The 20,067-nt window shown below is 54.6% G+C and carries 17 protein-coding genes and 1 tRNA gene; 8 read left to right on the top strand and 10 right to left on the bottom strand.

Annotated features, from left to right (window positions below):
* Positions 1 to 63 precede the first annotated feature (63 nt).
* Complete coding sequence (locus tag IEX86_RS12770; protein ID WP_229685327.1) at positions 64 to 1,272, top strand: ROK family transcriptional regulator; 1,209 nt, start codon at positions 64 to 66, stop codon at positions 1,270 to 1,272.
* A gap of 70 nt (positions 1,273 to 1,342) precedes the next feature.
* Here IEX86_RS12770 and IEX86_RS12765 read toward each other — a convergent pair.
* A tRNA-Arg gene (locus tag IEX86_RS12765) sits at positions 1,343 to 1,419 on the bottom strand.
* A 449-nt stretch (positions 1,420 to 1,868) separates the two neighbouring features.
* Here IEX86_RS12765 and gabD point away from each other — a divergent pair.
* The 3 genes from gabD to IEX86_RS12750 all read left to right on the top strand — a co-directional run bounded on the left by gabD (position 1,869) and on the right by IEX86_RS12750 (position 6,232).
* The gene (gene gabD, locus IEX86_RS12760; protein WP_188866509.1) at positions 1,869 to 3,317 is read left to right on the top strand and encodes an NADP-dependent succinate-semialdehyde dehydrogenase; all 1,449 of its coding nucleotides are present in this window, start codon (positions 1,869 to 1,871) and stop codon (positions 3,315 to 3,317) included.
* Positions 3,318 to 3,569: 252 nt separating this feature from the next.
* Entirely contained in the window at positions 3,570 to 4,850 is a 1,281-nt protein-coding gene (gabT, locus tag IEX86_RS12755; protein WP_188866508.1) for a 4-aminobutyrate--2-oxoglutarate transaminase, read from the top strand.
* A gap of 281 nt (positions 4,851 to 5,131) precedes the next feature.
* Entirely contained in the window at positions 5,132 to 6,232 is a 1,101-nt protein-coding gene (locus IEX86_RS12750) for an SMP-30/gluconolactonase/LRE family protein (protein WP_188866507.1), read from the top strand.
* Positions 6,233 to 6,284: 52 nt separating this feature from the next.
* Here the strand turns inward: IEX86_RS12750 and IEX86_RS12745 are convergent, their stop codons facing one another.
* From IEX86_RS12745 to oscA, 5 genes are all read right to left on the bottom strand, one after another.
* On the bottom strand, positions 6,285 to 7,253 hold the full coding sequence (locus tag IEX86_RS12745) for a sulfate/molybdate ABC transporter ATP-binding protein (protein ID WP_188866506.1): 969 nt from the start codon (positions 7,251 to 7,253) through the stop codon (positions 6,285 to 6,287).
* Positions 7,253 to 8,116 (bottom strand): sulfate ABC transporter permease subunit CysW, encoded by an 864-nt coding sequence (gene cysW / locus IEX86_RS12740; protein WP_188866505.1) that lies wholly within the window; start codon positions 8,114 to 8,116, stop codon positions 7,253 to 7,255. The genes IEX86_RS12745 and cysW overlap by 1 nt, the downstream gene beginning before the upstream one ends.
* A gap of 9 nt (positions 8,117 to 8,125) precedes the next feature.
* On the bottom strand, positions 8,126 to 8,944 hold the full coding sequence (cysT, locus tag IEX86_RS12735; protein WP_188866504.1) for a sulfate ABC transporter permease subunit CysT: 819 nt from the start codon (positions 8,942 to 8,944) through the stop codon (positions 8,126 to 8,128).
* A 78-nt stretch (positions 8,945 to 9,022) separates the two neighbouring features.
* Entirely contained in the window at positions 9,023 to 10,021 is a 999-nt protein-coding gene (locus IEX86_RS12730) for a sulfate ABC transporter substrate-binding protein (protein ID WP_188866503.1), read from the bottom strand.
* Between the two features lie 79 nt (positions 10,022 to 10,100).
* Complete coding sequence (oscA, locus tag IEX86_RS12725; RefSeq protein ID WP_188866502.1) at positions 10,101 to 10,283, bottom strand: sulfur starvation response protein OscA; 183 nt, start codon at positions 10,281 to 10,283, stop codon at positions 10,101 to 10,103.
* 237 nt (positions 10,284 to 10,520) lie between these two features.
* On the opposite strand from oscA, the gene desA reads away from it, so the two are divergent.
* The 4 genes from desA (at position 10,521) to IEX86_RS12705 (ending at position 16,124) form a co-directional block, all read left to right on the top strand.
* A complete protein-coding gene (gene desA / locus IEX86_RS12720; protein ID WP_188866501.1) occupies positions 10,521 to 11,717 on the top strand; it encodes a delta-9 fatty acid desaturase DesA in 1,197 nt (398 codons plus the stop codon).
* A gap of 109 nt (positions 11,718 to 11,826) precedes the next feature.
* Entirely contained in the window at positions 11,827 to 12,798 is a 972-nt protein-coding gene (locus IEX86_RS12715; protein WP_188866500.1) for a sensor domain-containing diguanylate cyclase, read from the top strand.
* Between the two features lie 204 nt (positions 12,799 to 13,002).
* Entirely contained in the window at positions 13,003 to 14,352 is a 1,350-nt protein-coding gene (locus IEX86_RS12710; protein WP_188866499.1) for an OprD family porin, read from the top strand.
* Positions 14,353 to 14,813: 461 nt separating this feature from the next.
* Entirely contained in the window at positions 14,814 to 16,124 is a 1,311-nt protein-coding gene (locus IEX86_RS12705; RefSeq protein WP_373290434.1) for an OprD family porin, read from the top strand.
* 110 nt (positions 16,125 to 16,234) lie between these two features.
* Here IEX86_RS12705 and IEX86_RS12700 read toward each other — a convergent pair whose 3' ends face one another.
* The 4 genes from IEX86_RS12700 to IEX86_RS12685 all read right to left on the bottom strand — a co-directional run bounded on the left by IEX86_RS12700 (position 16,235) and on the right by IEX86_RS12685 (position 20,049).
* Complete coding sequence (locus tag IEX86_RS12700) at positions 16,235 to 16,915, bottom strand: type 1 glutamine amidotransferase domain-containing protein (protein ID WP_188866498.1); 681 nt, start codon at positions 16,913 to 16,915, stop codon at positions 16,235 to 16,237.
* A gap of 189 nt (positions 16,916 to 17,104) precedes the next feature.
* Positions 17,105 to 18,214 carry an agmatine deiminase gene (gene aguA, locus IEX86_RS12695; protein ID WP_188866497.1) on the bottom strand — a complete coding sequence of 370 codons (1,110 nt, stop codon included), beginning with the start codon at positions 18,212 to 18,214 and terminating at the stop codon, positions 17,105 to 17,107.
* Between the two features lie 223 nt (positions 18,215 to 18,437).
* A complete protein-coding gene (locus IEX86_RS12690; RefSeq protein ID WP_188866496.1) occupies positions 18,438 to 18,758 on the bottom strand; it encodes a hypothetical protein in 321 nt (106 codons plus the stop codon).
* A gap of 235 nt (positions 18,759 to 18,993) precedes the next feature.
* On the bottom strand, positions 18,994 to 20,049 hold the full coding sequence (locus tag IEX86_RS12685) for an extracellular solute-binding protein (protein ID WP_188866495.1): 1,056 nt from the start codon (positions 20,047 to 20,049) through the stop codon (positions 18,994 to 18,996).
* Positions 20,050 to 20,067 lie beyond the last annotated feature (18 nt).

Below are 20,067 nucleotides of genomic sequence, written 5' to 3'. Positions count from 1 at the left end.
AAACCATAGACATTATATTAATTCAACTTGATTTAATTAATGCGCGGTCATGATGATGGAACCATGAGAAAGGCATCTACCAAACGTATCGTGACCACCGGCACCAACGCTGAACACGCCCGCTTGCATAATCGCCGGGTCATCTTGGAGGCTATCCGCCTTGGCGGGCGGCTGACCCGTGCCGACCTGACAAGACTGACCTCACTCACGGCCCAAACCGTCTCGAACATCGTAACGGAGCTGCAGGAGGAGGGCGTGCTGCTTACACACGCGCCGGAGAAAGTTGGGCGGGGGCAGCCGCCTGTTCCCTTGTCTATCAACCCCGAAGGCGGCTATGCCATCGGCTTTCATATAGAGCAGCATCGCATCATTGCTGTTTTGCTCAATTTGCTCGGAGAGTGTCAGGCGCAGGCCAGCCTGCCGGTCGATTACCCCGCCTTTGACGAAGCACTGCCCCTGCTCACTGAAACCGTTGCTCGCTTTCGGGCGCAGTTTGCTACCTCGCGCTTCATTGGTGTGGGTATAGCTCTGCCAGGGCCGTTCGATGTAGAAGGGATGACTGCTGTTGGCCCAACGGCCCTATCCGGCTGGGATGACCCCACTATTCCTTCGCGCCTCGAAGAGGCCCTGGAACTGCCCGTGCTTATTGAGAACGATGCCACCGCTGCCACCATGGGCGAGCGGCTGCACGGCGTCGCCAGCGATCTGCAAAACTTCGTGCATCTGTTTATTGGCAGCGGCCTGGGGGCAGGGCTGTATCTGGAGAACCGCCTGTACCCTGGTCACTGGCATAACGCCGGGGAGATCGGCCATATGTCCGTTATTCCAGACGGCAAGACCTGTTACTGCGGTAACACGGGCTGTCTGGAGCGGTATGTGTCCATCGCCTCGTTGCTTGAGCACCTGGGACAAACCGCCGATCAGGATATCGCCACTTGGGACTGCAACACTGCCGCCTTCAAACAAGACGTCGACGCCTGGCTTGATGAGGCCGTACCCGCCCTGCGCCAAGCCATCAACATCCTCGAATCCCTCTTGGACCCGCAAACCATCCTCATCAGCGGCTTTCTGCCTGAGCCGATCCTCAAACAACTGGTAAACCGACTTGCGCCGCTAACCGTCTCGGTCAGCCGCCGCCCGGACCGTGAATACCCTCGCATCCAACTAGGCGCTGCGGGCTCCGATACCGTCGCCCTCGGCGCTGCCGCCCTGGTCATCCTGACCGAAATCAGCCCGCAGTACGAAGCGCTGCTCAAGGCTGAAAGGGGATAAGAAACGAAAAAGCCCGCACAAGGCGGGCTTTTGGTGTTTCGCTACATGCAGCGCATGTGGAAACGGTATCTGGCGCATCCGGCGGGATTCGAACCCACGACCCCTGCCTTCGGAGGGCAGTACTCTATCCAGCTGAGCTACGGATGCGTTACGAGGGCGACATGATACTCATGTCAGGGCGGAACGTCCATGCCCTGTTGCGCGTTCGTGTTTCCAAGCAAAATCAGCGGGTTGGCTTGGTAGCTTCTCGGGTGGTTTATTTCTTCTATAAAGCAGCATGCGTTGTTTTTATCGAACACATATTGCGCTTGGCTTGGCAGAGGCCTAGCATGCGTTTGAGATTTTGAACGCTTGCCGTTTGATTTGGCAGGCGTTCGCCGCGTCATCCATCGGCCCGTCCGGCGATGGGCTGTGTTCCGCTGTATACCGCCAATCAATGCCTCTCTATAACCCTTTCACTCAAGGGTGAGGGATGGTTATCGATTCGCGATAAAAGAGTTGAACGGAAAGCGCTGTTGCCTTTCCCATTCAGAATATTGTCAGCGGGGCTTAATAAAGTGGCTCCGTCGACCTGAAATCTCTTCGAGGAGACCTTCATGCAATTGAAAGATGCTTCACTGTTCCGGCAGCAGGCTTATATTGATGGAGCCTGGATGGATGCCGACGGCGGCCAAACGATTAACGTAGGCAACCCGGCTACGGGTGAAACCCTGGGAACAGTACCAAAGATGGGCCGCGCTGAAACCAAGCGCGCCATTGATGCAGCCGAGCGCGCGTTGCCGGCCTGGCGTGGTCTGACCGCCAAGGAGCGTTCGCAAAAGTTGCGTCGTTGGTTTGAGCTGATGATCGAGAACCAGGACGATCTAGGTCGCCTGATGACGCTAGAGCAGGGTAAGCCACTGGCCGAAGCTAAGGGTGAGATCGCTTATGCCGCGTCCTTTATCGAGTGGTTCGCTGAAGAAGCCAAGCGCGTTTATGGCGATACCATTCCGGGCCATCAGGCGGACAAGCGCATTATTGTTATCAAGCAGCCGATTGGCGTGACTGCGGCGATTACGCCCTGGAACTTCCCGGCAGCCATGATCACCCGTAAAGCCGGTCCTGCCTTGGCAGCCGGTTGCACCATGGTCATCAAGCCTGCCAGCCAGACGCCGTTCACCGCACTAGCGATGGCCGAGCTGGCCGAGCGTGCCGGTATTCCGAAAGGGGTATTGAGCGTGGTCACAGGCAGCGCGTCCGAAATCGGCGCTGAGCTGACCAGCAACCCGACTGTGCGCAAGCTGTCCTTCACCGGCTCCACCGAGATTGGGGCCAAGTTAATGGAGCAGTGCTCCCCAGGCATCAAGAAGGTATCGCTCGAGCTGGGTGGCAATGCGCCGTTCATCGTGTTTGACGATGCAGACCTGGATGCAGCTGTTCAAGGCGCTCTGGTCTCCAAGTACCGCAACGCCGGTCAGACCTGCGTCTGCGTTAACCGCATCTATGTGCAGGATGGCGTGTACGACGCGTTTGCCGAGAAATTCAAGGCAGCGGTCGAGAAGCTCAAAGTAGGCAACGGCCTGGAAGAGGGCGTGGCGATTGGCCCGCTCATCGATGACAAGGCGGCTGCCAAGGTCAAGGAGCACATCGAGGACGCGGTGTCCCACGGTGCTCAAGTGATCACAGGCGGCAAGGCTCACCAGTTGGGCGGTAGCTACTTCGAGCCGACCATCATGATCAACGTACCGGCAGATGCAAAAGTCTCGAAGGAAGAAACCTTCGGACCGCTGGCACCGTTGTTCCGCTTCAAGACGGAAGAAGAAGCCATTGCCCGTGCGAACGATACGGAGTTTGGTCTGGCGGCTTACTTCTATGCCCGCGACCTGTCCCGTGTATTCCGTGTGGCTGAGGCGCTGGAGTCCGGCATGGTGGGTATCAACACTGGCCTGATCTCTACCGAAGTGGCACCGTTCGGTGGCGTGAAGTCGTCCGGCCTGGGTCGCGAAGGCTCCAAGTACGGTATGGAAGACTATCTGGAAATCAAATACCTCTGCCTGGGTGTTTGATCGCCACGGCGTCTGGCTAACAGACGTTGATGGCTACCGGACGTAGGTTGGCCCAAGGCCAGACCAACTTTCCGGTAGCCGCCTTGTGGTTCCCTCTCTCAGGGTGTCATCGCCTTGGGCGAGCGGTGTGGTAACGCAATACCCCTGGCGAGTCGCTGGCGTTGTTGGCAGTCGATCATCGTATGCTGCCCTGCGACTGGTGCTCGCTTTTAATCCCTATCTGGCTGACGATGAGCAGCTCAAGAGGACACCATGACTGATACAAACGCTTCCCTGATGCACCGCCGTAACGCCGCCGTACCCCGTGGCGTTGGGCAGACCCACCCGATCTTTGTCGACCGCGCCGAGAACGCCAAGGTATGGGACGTCGAAGGTAACGAATACCTGGATTTTGCCGGTGGTATCGCCGTACTGAACACCGGTCACCTGCATCCCAAGGTTGTAGCGGCCGTGCAGGAGCAGCTCAAAAAGGTGTCCCATACCTGCTTCCAGGTACTGGCGTATGAGCCCTATGTCGCCCTTTGCGAAAAGCTCAACCAGCTGGTGCCGGGCAATTTCCCAAAAAAGACCGCGCTGTTCAACTCAGGCTCCGAAGCTGTTGAAAATGCGGTGAAGATCGCCCGTGCAGCCACTCAGCGCGCCGGTGTCATCGCGTTTACCAGCGCCTACCACGGCCGTACCATGATGACCCTGTCGCTTACCGGCAAGGTCGCTCCGTACTCGGCTGGCATGGGCCTGATGCCGGGCGGTGTGTTCCGTGCCCTGTATCCCTGTGAGTTGCATGGCATCACCGTGGACGACGCCATCGCCAGCGTGGAGCGTGTGTTCAAGAACGACGCACAGCCGGGTGATATTGCGGCCATCATCCTTGAGCCGGTGCAGGGCGAGGGCGGTTTCTATGCGGCGCCAAAGGAGTTCATGGTTCGCCTGCGTAAGCTGTGCGACGATCATGGCATCCTGCTGATTGCCGATGAGGTTCAATCCGGTGCTGGCCGTACCGGTACTTTCTTCGCGATGGAGCAGATGGGCGTTGATGCTGATCTGGTCACTTTTGCAAAATCTATCGCGGGCGGCTTCCCGCTGTCAGGTGTTACGGGTCGCGCGACTGTGATGGATTCCGTGGGCGCTGGCGGCCTGGGTGGTACTTATGCCGGTAACCCGCTGGCGTGTGCGGCGGCATTGGCTGTCATCGATGCGTTCGAGGAAGAAAAACTACTGGATCGCTCCAAGGCTGTGGGCGAGCAGCTGACGGCAGGTCTCAACGCTATTGCTGCCAAGCACAAGGCGATTGTGGATGTGCGTGGCCTAGGGGCGATGATTGCGGTCGAGTTGGGTGAAGACGGTGACGTCCACAAGCCTAATGGTGCATTGGCCAGCCAGATCGTGGTTCGTGCCCGTGAAAAGAACCTGATCATGCTCAGCTGCGGCACCTACGGGAACGTGCTGCGTATCCTGGTTCCGCTGACTGTCAGCGATGAAGACCTGCAGCGCGGTATCAGCATTATCGGCGAGTGCTTCGACGAACTGGCCTGATCCGTTGTATGACAAGAACCGCCGCTTTCGCGGCGGTTTTTTATTGGTTGTAAAATAGTTGTCTGATGATTTAAGGCGTCGATATAGAGCCTTTGGACGGCTTTGTGAGATGTTCTACAGCCTTTCCCTTGCAGGTCATATGATGACTTGTCTAGAGTTTGTCTTTCCTCTTCGAATGCTCCTGGGCTGTATGCAGCGCGAGCATTGCTGTCGAGAGGATGACAGGCCTGTCGCCATGCTTCGGCAGGCTATCCATAATAAGAACAAGGAATAATGCCCCCATGGCTGATCAACAGCAACATGGCGCTACGGCTGACGATACCCGTAGACGCTTCCTCAAGACATCACTCGTCCTTTCGGCTGCCTCTGTAACCCTGGGCCGCTTCGGTCTTGCAGAGGCAGCAGACCCTGAGCCGCTCAGTTCGCGCTACCCGGATCCGCTGGTTCAGATACTGGATGAAAGCTTTCTCAAATACCGTATTTTCAACGCCAGCATTGAAAAGCTCGGCACCGGCATGCGCTGGCTCGAAGGGCCGGTCTGGTTTGGTGATGGCCGGTATCTGCTGGTTAGTGATATTCCCAATAACCGCATCATGCGGTGGGACGAGATCACCGGTGACCTGAGTGTTTTCCGTGATTCTTCTAATTACTCCAACGGCTTGTGCCGGGATCGTCAGGGCCGCCTGTTGATCTGCGAAGGGTCAACCACTACTCATGAAGGCCGCCGCATCACGCGGATGGAATACGACGGTCGCATTACCGTCCTGGCGGATCAGTTCGAAGGCAAGCGCTTCAACTCGCCGAACGACATTGCGGTGAAGCGTGATGACTCCATCTGGTTTACCGATCCACCGTTCCAGGCTGACAGTAACTATGAAGGACATAAGGTCCAGACCGAGCTGCCTCATGGGGTTTACCGTATCGATGGTAAGACGGGAGCGGTTACCCGGGTGATCGATAATCTGGCAGGGCCTAATGGCCTGTGCTTCTCGCCAGATGAAAAGACCCTATATGTGGTCGAGGGGCGTGCCAAGCCGAATCGTCTGGTCTGGGCCTATGTGGTCAACGATGACGGTACGCTAGGTGAACGGCGCAAGCATATCGAAGGTGTAAATTACGGGGCGCTGGATGGTATCAAGTGCGACGAAGACGGCAATCTCTGGTGTGGCTGGGGGAGCCCGGGTGTGCCGGAGGCCAAGCCAGAGGAGCTGGACGGCGTGATGGTCTTCAACCCGGCCGGCAAGGCGATTGGTCATATCCGTTTGCCGGAGCGCTGCCCGAATCTGTGTTTCGGAGGCTTGAACGGTAATCGCCTCTTCATGGCGAGCAGCCATTCGCTCTATTCGCTGTATGTGAATACGCGCGGTGCGATCTATTTATAACAAGCTATAAAAGCAGCCAGACCGCAAACGGCTGGCTGCTGTGTCTGACTGGTCAGCCGATCGTGGGTCGGAAGTAAAGCGCATCCCCTTTGTGAAGGCCGATGAGGCTGTCGTGATCCTTGATCACCTCCGCTTCGATCAGCTCATCCTGTCCGGTAACGCGCAGGGTTACACGCGTTGTTGCGCCCAACGGACGCACATCACGCACTTCAGCTGGCTGGTGCCCCGTTAAGGCTTCCCGGCTAATGGAAACCTCATGGGGACGAAACATGATTTCCGAGCCGTTTACCTGCAGGCGGTTCGAGTCGCCCAGGAAGTGATAGACGAAATCACTGGCCGGTTGCTCATACACCTCACCCGGCGAGCCGATCTGCTGAATCACGCCCTTGTTCATGACCACGATACGATCCGCCACTTCCATGGCTTCTTCCTGATCGTGGGTGACGAAGACAGATGTCAGGTTGATTTCTTCATGCAGACGAGCCAGCCAGCGGCGCAGTTCTTTACGTACCTTGGCATCCAGCGCGCCGAAGGGCTCGTCGAGCAACAGAATCTTCGGCTCTACTGCCAGCGCACGCGCCAGGGCAATCCGCTGACGTTGGCCGCCGGAGAGCTGTTCAGGATAGCGGTCGGCGAGCCAGTCTAATTGCACCATATTAAGGAGTTCGTGGACTTTTTCGGCAATCACTTTCTCGCTGGGCCGTTCGCGTTTGGACTTCATGCGTAGACCAAACGCCACGTTGTCGAACACGGTCATGTGGCGGAACAGAGCGTAGTGCTGGAACACAAAACCTACATTCCGGTCGCGAACATCACGGTCAGAGACGTCTTCACCATGAAAAACGATGTTGCCGTTATCGGGTGTTTCCAGCCCGGCGATAATCCGGAGCAGAGTGGTCTTGCCGCAGCCGGAGGGCCCGAGTAGAGCAACCAGTTCACCGCTCTGGATATCAAGGTTGATAGTGTTCAACGCCTGGAAGGCACCAAAGCGTTTGCTGATGTTACGGATTTCAATGCTCATCAATGCGTCTCCCGAGTGCTGTTCTGGCTGGTTAGGCGGCTTTCGCTCCACTGCTTGAACAGCAGGGTCAGCAGGGCCAGGGCCAGCAGCAGCGAGGCCACGCTGAACGCGGCCACATGGTTGTATTCGTTATAAAGGATCTCGACATGCAGCGGCAGGGTGTTGGTCACGCCGCGGATGTGGCCGGATACCACCGATACCGCACCAAACTCACCCATAGCGCGTGCATTGCAAAGCACTACGCCATAGATAAGGCCCCATTTAATATTGGGCAGGGTGACATGCCAGAACATTTGCCAGCCACTGGCGCCCAGGAGTCGTGCCGCTTCTTCTTCCTGCGTGCCTTGTTCCTGCATCAACGGGATCAGTTCGCGTGCCACAAAGGGAAAGGTGACAAACAGGGTGGCCAGCACAATGCCAGGGACGGCAAACACGATCTGAATGTCGTGATCCTGTAGCCACGGGCCCAGCAATCCCTGCGCGCCAAAGAGCAGTACATACACCAGGCCAGCAATGACCGGCGAAACGGAGAAGGGCAGATCAATGAGCGTGACGAGGATGCTCTTGCCACGAAACTCGTACTTGCTCACACACCAGGCCGCCGCCACGCCAAACACTACGTTTAGTGGCAACGATATACCGGTCGCGATGAGCGTCAGTTTCAGCGCTGACAAGGCATCCGGTTCGATAATGGCGCTAAAGAACGTGCCAAACCCTTCCTTAAGGGCCTCCGACAGGACGATATACAGGGGCAGCAACAGGAACAGTGTAAACACGATCCAGGTAGCTGTGATCAGGATGCGACGTCCCCAGGGGCTGCCGCGCCGGGCAGCACTGAGGGAGGGGAGATTCGATGTGCTCATGGTGTTCCCTCAAGGATGCTCGATACGGCGCTGCAAGAGGTTGATCCCCAGCAGCAGGATGAACGACACCACCAGCATCATTACGCCAATGGCCGTAGCGCCGGTGTAGTCGTATTGATCAAGCTTGACCATGATCAGCAGTGGCAGGATTTCCGTTTTCATCGGCATGTTGCCAGCAATAAAGATGACCGAGCCGTACTCGCCCACACCGCGAGCAAACGCCAGGGCAAAGCCGGTCAGCCATGCCGGAAGGATTGCCGGTAGCAATACGTAGCGAAACACCTGTAATGGCTTAGCCCCCAGGCAGGCGGCTGCTTCTTCTATCTCTTTGGGAATGTCCGCCAGCACGGGCTGTACGGTACGGACTACGAACGGCAAGGTGACAAATACCAGCGCCAGTGTGATGCCAAGCGGAGTAAACGCAATTTTGATTCCCAGTGGTTGCAGCAGACTGCCAATCAATCCGGCCGGGGCATATAGCGCCGTCAAGGCAATACCGGCCACGGCAGTGGGCAATGCAAAAGGCAGATCGATCATGGCATCGATGATCTTGCGTCCGGGAAACGTGTAGCGGACCAGCACCCATGCCAGCAGTACGCCAATAACACTATTGATGACAGCTGACGCAAACGCAGTTCCAAAGCTCAGGCGCAAGGCGGCCAAGACGCGTGGTGCGGTAATGATGCCCCAGAACTGGTCCCAGGTAAGCTGAGCGGCATGGACAAACATGGCCCCCAACGGAATCAGCACAAGAAGGCTGAGATAGACAATGGTGTAGCCCAGGGTCAATCCGAAGCCGGGTATGACCGGGGAAGTACGACGCGACATAGTGTTTCCTTAGTCAGGCCTGCAGACCTGGCAAAAGGCCCCGGTTAACCAGGGCCATTCTTTATAACGCTTCAGGCATTAATGGCCTTGATAGATCTGGTCGAAGATTCCACCGTCATTAAAGAACTTGGGTTGCGCCGATTTCCAGCCATCAAAGGCGCTATCGATCGTGACAAGCTCAAGCTTCGGAAATTGCTGGGCAAATTCGGCTGCCACTTTCTCGTTACGGGGGCGGTAGAAATTCCTGGCTGCAATGCGCTGACCCTCTTCGCTATAGAGGTATTGCAGATAAGCCTCGGCAACCTTGCGTGTGCCTTTGCGATCCGCCACCTTATCCACTACTGCTACCGGTGGCTCAGCCAGAATGGACAGCGACGGCACGATAATCTCGAGTTGATCACCGCCTTGCTCTTTCTTGGCCAGGAACGCTTCGTTCTCCCAGGCAATAAGTACGTCACCCAGTTGGTTATTTACGAACGTGATGGTCGAGCCACGCGCTCCGGTATCCAGCACGGGGACACGCTTATAAAGGTCGTGTACATAGGCTTGTGCTTTCTCGTCGCTGCCGTATTCCTTCTTGGCCCAGGCCCAGGCGGCCAAAAAATTCCACCGAGCCCCGCCAGACGTCTTCGGATTGGGTGTAATGACTTCTACACCTTCTTTGGTCAGGTCGGCCCAGTCATGAATACCCTTGGGGTTACCCTTGCGCACCAGGAAAACAATAGTCGAGGTATACGGCGTGCTGTTATCCGGAAGGCGCGTCTGCCAATTATCTGGCAACAGCTTGCTACGACTGCTGATCTGGTCAATATCGCCGGCAAGGGCCAGCGTGACTACGTCAGCGCGTAATCCATCGATAACCGAGCGGCCTTGCTTGCCTGATCCGCCATGCGAATTCTTGACGGTTACCTCCTCACCCGTTTCGCTTTTCCAGTGCTTGGCGAACGCTGCGTTGTACTCCTGATAAAGCTCGCGTGTCGGGTCATAAGACACGTTCAACAGCTCCGTTGCGGCGGCGGCCGGCCCTGCAATCAATACGCCGGCCAACGCGGCCAAAGCGAAACGGCGGATAAACATGAAACGGCTCCTTGTGACTTTTTATTTAGAGTTGGCTACTAGGATAGACGGTGGCATGGCACGAACGTCGCATAGACGTTCAAGTCTTATTGTTAGAAGGTAACTGTGGACGAAATTTTTCTTTGCGTTCGATTTGTACGACCTGCCCGTTATGGACGGTAATTTCAACCGAGCCAAAGCGCAGACCCTGCAGGGCGCTCTGAATATCATTGAGGACGGTATCGCTATGGCTATCCAGACTGCGAAAGGGCGTTGCGCTCATGGAGTCTTCCTGATCGTCATGTCATGTTAACGGCGTGAATGCATAGTGATAGAAAGAGCTTATTTCTGAAAATAATGTTTAGCGATTTTCTTATGCCTTATAGTTTTAAGAAGCCGAGCGGTGACATTATTCGTAGCAAAAGCATAAGTGGACATCTGTAAATACTCAGCAATAATGGGCGAACGCCTGTTCACTGAGCGTATTCATTCTTACCCCTTCTGAGGTAACGCCAGCACTATGTGGTACAACGGCTTGCTCAATCTTTCAGTGTGGCAACTGATCGCGGTTACGCTGGTGCTCACGCACATCACCATCGTAAGCGTCACGGTGTACCTGCACCGTTATTCTGCTCATCGCTCGCTGGATCTTCATCCGGCGCTTAAGCACTTTTTCCGTCTCTGGCTGTGGTTGACCACGGCCATGAATACTCGTGAATGGACAGCCATTCATCGTAAGCACCACGCTAAGTGCGAAACCGAAGATGATCCTCATAGCCCGGTCCATAAAGGGCTGAGCACGGTTGTACGCAAGGGTGCCGAGCTCTATAAGGCTGAAGCCAAGAACGAAGAAACCTTACGTATCTATGGCAAGAACTGCCCGGACGACTGGATCGAGCGTAACGTGTATAGCCGCTATCCCAATGGCGGTATTCTGGTTATGTTCTTAATCGATATCGCCCTGTTTGGTACGCTTGGACTAAGCGTCTGGGCGATCCAGATGGCCTGGATTCCATTCTGGGCAGCCGGTGTGGTGAATGGTCTTGGTCACGCTGTGGGCTATCGTAATTTCGAGTGCCGCGATGCTGCTACCAATCTGGTTCCTTGGGGCATCATCATTGGCGGTGAAGAGCTACACAACAATCACCACACTTATCCAAACTCAGCCAAATTGTCGGTCAAGAAGTGGGAGTTCGACATGGGTTGGGCCTGGATCAAGCTGTTCTCCTGGCTCAAGTTGGCAAAGGTCAACCGCGTAGCGCCTATCGCTCATCGCGTAGAAGGAAAGGGATTGTTGGACATGGACACCGCCATGGCCATTCTTAACAATCGCTTTCAGATCATGGCGCAATATCGCAAGCAGGTCATCGCGCCTTTAGTTAAGCAGGAATGGCTCTCGGCAGATCCTGCCAAGCGTCCGTTAATCCGCAGAGCAAAGCGCTTACTGTCCCGTGAAACCAGTCTGCTTGAAGAGCGCCAACACGCTACAATTCAATCATTGCTGGAGCAAAGTCAGTCGCTCAAGCTGATCTATGAGAAACGTTTGGCATTACAGCATATCTGGGTCAAGACCAGCGCGAACGGACATGACATGCTAGCGGCTATGAAGGAATGGATTGTCGAGGCGGAAACAAGCGGCATTCAATCCTTGAAAGAATTTGCAGAGCACCTGAAGACGTACTCATTACGACCGGCGACGGCTTCAGCGCTTTCTTAAAGAAACCTGTACAAAAGCCCGCCAAATGGCGGGCTTTTGTCTTTTAGGCAGTGGAACTGAAAATTTTAATGATGTTCTTATGCTGCTGGATTGATATAACGGCGACATTATGGACGAACAGCTGCTAGGTCCGCTCTCTGCGGATGAAACAATGCTCGCGTTACTGCATTCGCGTGCTGAGGCTGAGCGTCTGCGGGAACGTGAAAGACTTTTTAGCGCTCTGCTTGAGAGCGTTAATTCAGTCCTGTGGGCACTCAACTGGCAGACTGGTGAAATCATCTATGTAAGCCCTGCCTATGAGCAGGTCTTTGGCCGACCTATCGCGCTTGCCATGACAAGCTATGACGTCTGGATAAACAACGTTTATCCAGACGATGTGGAGTACGTGCAGGAAACGCTTAATCAGGTGCTTCAACAGGGCGCCATGGAGTCGCGTGAATACCGCATTATTCGAGGCGATGGAGAAATCCGTTGGTTGAGCGATAAATGTTTCGTCAGCCAGCGCAGTGAGGCAGGTATGCCGCTCCTGGTGGTCGGCATTGCTGAAGACATTACCGAGAAAAAGCGCATGGAAGAAGAACTCCAGCGCTTGGCCACTACTGATGTATTGACGCGAAGCAGTAACCGGCGTCACTTTTTCGAAAGCGCACAGCGTGCCTTTGAGTTAGCTAAAACGACCGCTGAGCCGCTAGCTTTTCTGCTTTTCGATATTGACGACTTCAAAAAAATCAATGATCGCTTTGGCCATCAAATGGGCGATCTGGTACTCCAGCGTGTGGCCGAATGTGGCGCTCAAATGATCCGCCGAGGAGACCTGTTTGGCCGTATTGGTGGAGAAGAGTTTGCCTTGCTCTTGCCGGGCTGTGACCGAGAGCTGGCGGAGCAAATAGGGGTGCGCTTGCAACGAGCGGTACGCCAATTGATGGTGCCTACTCCCCAGGGCCCTCTACGAGTCACGATCAGTCAGGGATTGGCCGTTGTCAAAGAAGATGACAAAGGACTCGACGCCCTTTACGCCCGTGCTGACGAAGCCATGTATAAAGCCAAGCGGCAAGGTAAAGATCAAATCGTTCAGGGCTAGACTAAAACCCTTTTTACATTTAGTTTGCTCGCTGCAAAGGAACTGGCCACCAATAACAGTTTTAATAGCTGTAGGAAATAAGACGGGGAAACCTTATTCCTAAAAGCATTAAAACGGGGTTATTAGTGGTCTACGCTTAAGTTCTGTTCTTATCAACCGATAAGTTCAGTAGCAACACAAAAATAGTTTGGAGCATCTATTTTCATGGGTAAGAAGCCTTTGGCTCTGGCTGTCGCCAGCGCTTGCTTGTCTCTGTACTCCTTTTCCTCCGCTCAAGCTGCTGGGTTCGTAGAAGACAGCAAGGCAACGCTTTCGATGCGGAACTTCTATATCAACACCGATAACCGTAATGGCTCTGCCAACCCTTCCAAAGTGGAAGAGTGGGGCCAAGGTTTCATGCTGAACTATCAATCCGGCTTTACTGAAGGCACCGTTGGTTTTGGTGTCGATGCTGTTGGTATGTTGGGCCTGCGCCTGGATGGCGGCGGTCGTGTCGGCAAGTCCACGGCAGAGCGTCAGCCTAGTGCTAGCGGTAGCTTTCCTCTGGATACAGATGGAAGCTATGAAAACGAGTTCAGCAGCTTGGGCCTGACTGCCAAAGCTAAAATTTCCAAGACTGAACTGCGTTACGGCACGCTTTCTCCAAAGCTTCCTGTTGTAACCATCAACGATGGCCGCTTGCTGCCTCAAACGTTCCAGGGCGGTCAAGTTACGTCCAAGGAAATTGATGGTGTAACCTTCATTGCGGGTCAGCTTGAGCACACCAAGACTCGTGGCTCCAGCAGCAGTGAATCGCTTTCAATTGGCGGCTCCAACAGCGGCCGTACCGCTAGTGATTCCAACCAGTTCCGCTTTGCAGGTGCTGACTACGCTGTCACTAAAGACCTGACGTTGCAGTACTACTTTGGCCAGCTGGAAGACTTCTACAACCAGCATTTCTTGGGCCTGGGTCATAGCGTCAAGCTAGGCGACGGTACATTCAAAACTGACCTGCGCTACTTCAACAGCAAAGGTGAGGGCAATAATAAAAATGCTGACACGCAAACAGCTCTTTATGGCTCTACTGGCTACTACGGCAGCGGCCGTACCCGCGGCAAGGTAGACAACCAGCTCTATAGCGCACTGTTTGCATACACCATTTCTGGCCACACAGTAGCTGCTGGTTATCAGGTTACGAACGGTTCCAGTGACTTCCCCTTCATCAACACTGGCGAAGGCGCTTCTGCATACATCAATACTGATGCCCAGATTGCCAAGTTTGCTCGTGCTGGCGAAGATACCTGGCAGGTTCGCTACGCCTATGACTTCGCAACTGTTGGCGTACCAGGCCTGACTGCAGGTGTTACCTACCTGAACGCGGATAACGCTAGACACTCAACAGGTGATAAGAGCGAGTGGGAGCGTGATATCTCCGTCGCTTATGTTATTCCTGAAGGCACGTTCAAAGGGCTGGGCGTTACATGGAAAAATGCCGTGTATCGTTCTGAGTTCCCTGGCCAGCGCGATCAGGACGAAAACCGTCTGATCGTCAGCTACTCGCTGCCGCTGCTCTAATCGAGCGGTTCAAAAGAGCCCGTCTTTATGACGGGCTTTTTTATGCCTGTTCACAGCGTGAACTGTACCGATAGGTAGACATGTGAAAGCGCTACCTAGTGCAAAATGGTTTGCCTTAAGGCAGCGCATATACCCCTTCGCAACTCTAGCCAGATTAGGGCTTACCCGTCATGGCAAGCGTTTTCAAGCCTGTGATTAGCCAAGAACAACCGCCTTCGCTGGATATTCAATCGGCCCAGTGAAAAAGTGTTTTGCCCAAAAAGATGGCACTGTGCTATGGACGAAACATTTGTTTACATTTAGTTTTGCGTCGCCGACAGGGGATACGTTAGCGAGCAGCCTTACTCTCCAGGGACTGGAAGCACAGGGCGCTATAAAGCCAACCGCTGATCTATCTGCTCTCTTGCCGGCTAGCCGTGCGGCCGTACGAGCCGATCTTGTTGTGAGTTGTGGAGCATCTTTTGAACGTAAAACCTCTTGCCGCAGCCATGGCTGCCAGCTGCCTTGGCCTGACCCTAAACAGCGCTGCTCACGCAGCGGGCTTTCTGGAAGACAGTAAAGCTACCCTTACCTTGCGTAATTTCTACTTCAACCAAGACAACCGTGATTCGGCTGCGCCTAAATCTGCCTCTAAGGCAGAGGAGTGGGGGCAGGGGTTCATGCTTAACTACCAGTCCGGCTTTACTGAAGGGACGGTAGGGTTTGGTGTCGATGCCTTAGGCATGCTGGGGCTTAAACTTGACTCTGGCAAAGGTACGCATGGTACAGACGCCAATAGCGTTTTTCCGGCTAACAGCAGTGGCAGTGGTGTTGATAATTTCTCAACGCTGGGCCTGACGGCGAAAGTCCGCGTCTCCAAGACCGAACTGCGTTACGGCACGCTGATGCCGACGCTGCCGGTCGTGACCTATAACGACAGCCGCATGCTACCGCAAACCTTTGAGGGCGGCATGATCACCTCCAGGGAAATCGAGGGTCTGACCTTAAATGCCGGTCGCCTGGAGCATTCCAAGGCGCGTAATTCTTCAAACATGGACAGTCTGCGCATTCTGGGCGGTACCGAGCGTAGTAACGAGTTCTACTTTGCAGGCGGCGACTATACGTTGACCAAGGACCTGACGGTCAGTTACTACTACGCGAACCTTGAAGACTATTACAAGCAGCACTTCCTGGGGCTAGTGCATAACTGGCAGGTCGGGCCGGGTATGCTAAAAAGTGATTTGCGCTACTTCCACAGCACGGATGACGGTGCCAATGGACATAATTCAGGCTACTACTCCAATGGTTACTATGGCAGTGGCGTAACGAAGGGTAAGGTCGATAACGATTTGTACAGCGGTCAGCTCCTGTACAGCGTGGCAGGTCATACCTTTGGCGGCGGTTACCAAGTGCTCAATGGAGACAGCAATTTCCCCTTTCTGAACCAGGGGGATGGCGCTACGCCATATCTGATTACCTTCTCGCAGAATCAGAACTTCACACGTGCAGGCGAACGAACTTGGCTAGTGCGTTACTCCTATGACTTCTCACAAATAGGTATGCCCGGGCTTACAGCAGGCGTAGTTTACCTGAAGGGAGATCATATCGAGGCGGCTGGTAGTAACCCGAGCGAGTGGGAGCGCGATTTTACATTGGGCTATACCGTACCTACGGGTGCCTTGAAAGGCCTGGGTGTTCAATGGCGCAATGCGGTATGGCGTAATGATGTAGCAAATACCCGTGATCAAGACGAGAATCGCCTGATGCTGAGTTACTCGATTCCGCTACTTTGATGCGCGAATGACGCCACCGATCAAGATGACTTGTCATCTATAAATGCCGCCCTCTTTTAGGGGGCGGCATTTTATTTCATCCGTTACGTTTCCGGTCAAGCTGCTTGGGGTTACCGGGAAAGCTGCTCGAGCAATGCTTTGGCAGCCGGTTCCGAAGAAGCGGGGTTTTGGCCTGTAATCAAGTGTCCCTCGGTCAATATGTAAGGGGCCCAGTCAGCACCCTTACTATAGAGGCCCCCTTTGGCCTTGAGCATATCCTCTACGAGGAAGGGCACAACATCGGTCAGTTGAACCGCTTCTTCCTCAGTGTTGGTAAAGCCTGTTACCTGCTTACCTTTGACCAGGGGCTCGCCAGCAGCGTCTTTAACGTTGGCCAGTACACCGGGCGCATGGCAAACCAAAGCCGTTGGCTTGTCAGCGGTGTAAAAGGCTTCAATCAACGCGATGGAGTTCTGATCTTCTGCCAAATCCCAGAGGGGGCCATGGCCGCCTGGATAAAAGACAGCGTCGTAGTCGTCCGCCTTGACGCTTGCGAGTGCTACCGTATTGGCAAGGGCCTCTTGTGCGGCGGGATCATTACGGAAGCGTTCTGTCGCTTCTGTCCGCGCTTCCGGCTCATCGCTTTTCGGATCAAGAGGAGGCTGGCCTCCTTTGGGTGAAGCTAGCGTTAACGTGGCACCAGCGTCTTTGAATACGTAATAGGGCGCCGCAAATTCTTCCAGCCAAAAGCCGGTTTTTTTGCCTGTATTGCCTAGTTGATCGTGGGACGTCAGTACGAGAAGAACATTCATGTGATGGGTCCGTTGGGGTGTGTCTTATAGGCTTGCTGTAGAGCATCGTATGAGTATTGACACTACATCCAGGCGGACAATTCAGCTCTATCAGGAGGAGCCCCGTTATGCTTCCATCGTTTTCTCACGCAAAAAAACCGGAGCCTTATGCAAGGCCCCGGATCTCATAAGCGCAGTGAAGGCGAATGTTTAGCTTCGCGATCTAGGCGCTGGCTGTTGCTGGGTAATGCAGTGAATATTGCCGCCCCCTAGCAAAATCTCGCGGCCTGGGACCTGAACAATCTCGCGTTCCGGGAAGCAGCGTTGAAGGACTTCCAGGGCTTCGGCATCTTCTGGAACATCGAACGTCGGTGCGATGATGGCTCCATTGACGATCAGGAAATTGACATACGAGGCCGCCAGGCGCTCGCCCGACTTACGCGGTTGGCTACCCACTGAGGCATCTACGGTTTCGTATTCTTCATCCGACGCGTACAGCGGGCCGGGCGTTGGAATTTTGTGTACCGTAAAGGTGCGGCCCTTGGCATCGGTGTTGGTTTCCAGCACTTCGAGCGCTGCTCGGCAGCGCGCATAGTTCGGGTCGTTTTCGTCATCACACCACGTCAACAAGACCTCAGCAGGGCGTACATAGCAGCAGAAGTTATCCACATGGCCATCGGTTTCGTCGTTATACAGGCCGTCCGGCAACCAGATGACTTTGTCCACAGCAAGATAATCACTTAGGATCGCTTCGATTTCACGCTGGGACAGATGCGGGTTACGGTTGCGATTGAGCAGGCACTCGCCTGTTGTGATAAGCGTCCCTTCGCCATCGACATGAATAGAGCCGCCTTCCAGCACAAAGTCTTCGGTCCGGTAACGCGGGCAGCTTTCCATCATCAGGATTTTACTGGCAACCTGATCGTCCCGCTTCCAGGGGAAATACAATCCACCTACCAGGCCACCCCAGGCGTTGAAGGTCCAGTCCACACCGCGTACTTCGCCCTGATCGTTGGTAACGAAGGTCGGACCGGTATCGCGCGCCCAGGCATCGTCGTTACTGATTTCAACGACACGGATGGCAGGGTGATTGAGGCGTGCACAGGCATTGTCGAACTGCGCGGCTGAAACGCCTACCGTCACCGGCTCGAAGCGTGCAATGGCGTGTGCCACTTCGGCGAAGGCCAGTTGGGCTGGTTTGGCACCGAGGCGCCAGTTGTCTGTGCGCTCGGGCCAGATCATCCAGACCTGCTTTTGGGGCTCCCACTCCGCAGGCATACGAAAGCCTTCGGCGCGAGGTGTCGAGGCGAGCAGACTCATGATTGCAATTCTCCATGAAGGGTTTGAGCGGACCGTAGAGGTTTGGGTTACGGTCACAAATAAGCAGGACATACCAATAACGGTAGCAGATTCAATTACCACTACCGTCAAGACAATATGTCAACGGGCGAAGGCGTGCTTTATAGCGGATAAATAGACGGCTTAAAAATGAATTTAAGCCGTATCGGTTATGCACACAATAAATGGGCAGAGAAATATCGAATCAACTGATAACTGTTTGGCTGGACCGCTTCCGTTCGCTTGGCACATAAGGCGGAAGGTAAAGATTGGGATAGGCAGTGAGACTCAAGAGCTTTCTGCTGCCAATAGCCGTGATAATGCCATATTGCTGAATCGATCTGACACAGAGGCAATCACCCAGCGCCATGGCATGATCAAGCCGTGCCTGCAGGCCGGCACGAGACGCTATATGAGTGTCGCAGGTGGTCTCAGGCAGCAGCGCTACGCTAAGAAAGAAGGGATAACGCAGGAAAGGCAGCGGACCCACCACTCTGGCGACGTCGTAAAGGCTGAAACGTGCCAAGTCCTGCTCTGCTGATATCCGCTAAGCAGCTGCCAAGGCCTGTTGGATACGTTGGTAACTGCTAGTACCGGTTGACGGGCCATGACTCTATAGGTGTCATGGCTTGAAGGTCGGCCCAGTTCTGACGACGCCTGCTCTAGCATAGTGCGTTTCGTCAGAACCGGATAAAGCCCTCTTCATGGCTGGCCAGCCGTTGGACCCAGTTCAACGCTCACTAAGTCTTTGACCTGGTGTACTAGCGGGCTGCCTTGAACGTCTGCCAGAGGCCTTCGAATGTTTTACGGGCTTCGATTGGGGGTGGAATCAAGGCGAACAATCGACGGCGCAGTGCTCCATTGGGATAGAGGGCCTCCTCTTTCTGAAGCTCCCGCGAAAGCAGCTTCATCGAGTCCGGGTTGGCGTTTGGATAGGACGTCTCTTCGGTGATACGGGCCAGGGACCGAGCGCTCATCACATAGTTGATGAAGCGGTGCGCCAGTTCAGCATTGCGTGATTTACTGGGGATAACCAGCGTGTCCACGAACACATAGGTACCTTCCTGTGGCACGACATAGCTGACCGGCTGGCCTGCCTTACGGGCATTGATTGCATCCCCTACGCTGTACACCATGGCTACACACAGTTGGCCATTTTTGAAGGCATCAACCGTGGCGTCGTTATCGATGGAGCGAACGTAGGGGCGAATGCTCATCAGGTCCTTGGCGATTTTCTCCATCTGCGCGGGAGAGCTGCGCTCGGGAATGTTGCCCTGATAGTTCATCAGGATCGAAGCAACATAGATAGGATCGTCCAGCAGGTTGACTCCGCATTTGGAAAGACGCTTGATCTGCTCTGGATCAAACAGCACGCTCCAGCTTTCCGGTAGCGGGCCGCCAAAGGCTTCCTGTGCTTTGGGAACGTTAATTGCCAAGCCTACCGCGCCCCATAGGTAGGGGACCGCATAACGGTTACCCGGATCAACGGCGTTCAGGATGCCTGAAACATACGGGTCTAGTTTGCCGGTGTTAGGCAGCTGCTCCGAATTGAGCTTTTGAAGCTTGTTTTCCCGGATGAGGCGCTTGATTTCATCATGGGAGGGGGAATAGACATCGACGGGTGTGTTGCTATCGAGCACCGCATTGGCCTCTTCAGATGAGGCGAAGGTGTGATAGTCGACACGAATGCCTGTGTCTTTTTGGAAATCACTGATGACCTGCGGGTCGATGTAATCTTCCCAGTTATACACATGCAAGACCTCTTCGGCCTGTGCAAACAAAGGGAGAATGGCCAATGCCATGAGCAGCTTTCGCATGGAAACTCCTTGTGTTCC

The organism is Pseudomonas asuensis (assembly GCF_014646755.1).
Classification (GTDB): domain Bacteria; phylum Pseudomonadota; class Gammaproteobacteria; order Pseudomonadales; family Pseudomonadaceae; genus Chryseomonas; species Chryseomonas asuensis.
The sequence above is the reverse complement of the archived record's forward strand: the minus strand, read 5'-3'. Positions and strand labels throughout refer to the sequence as shown.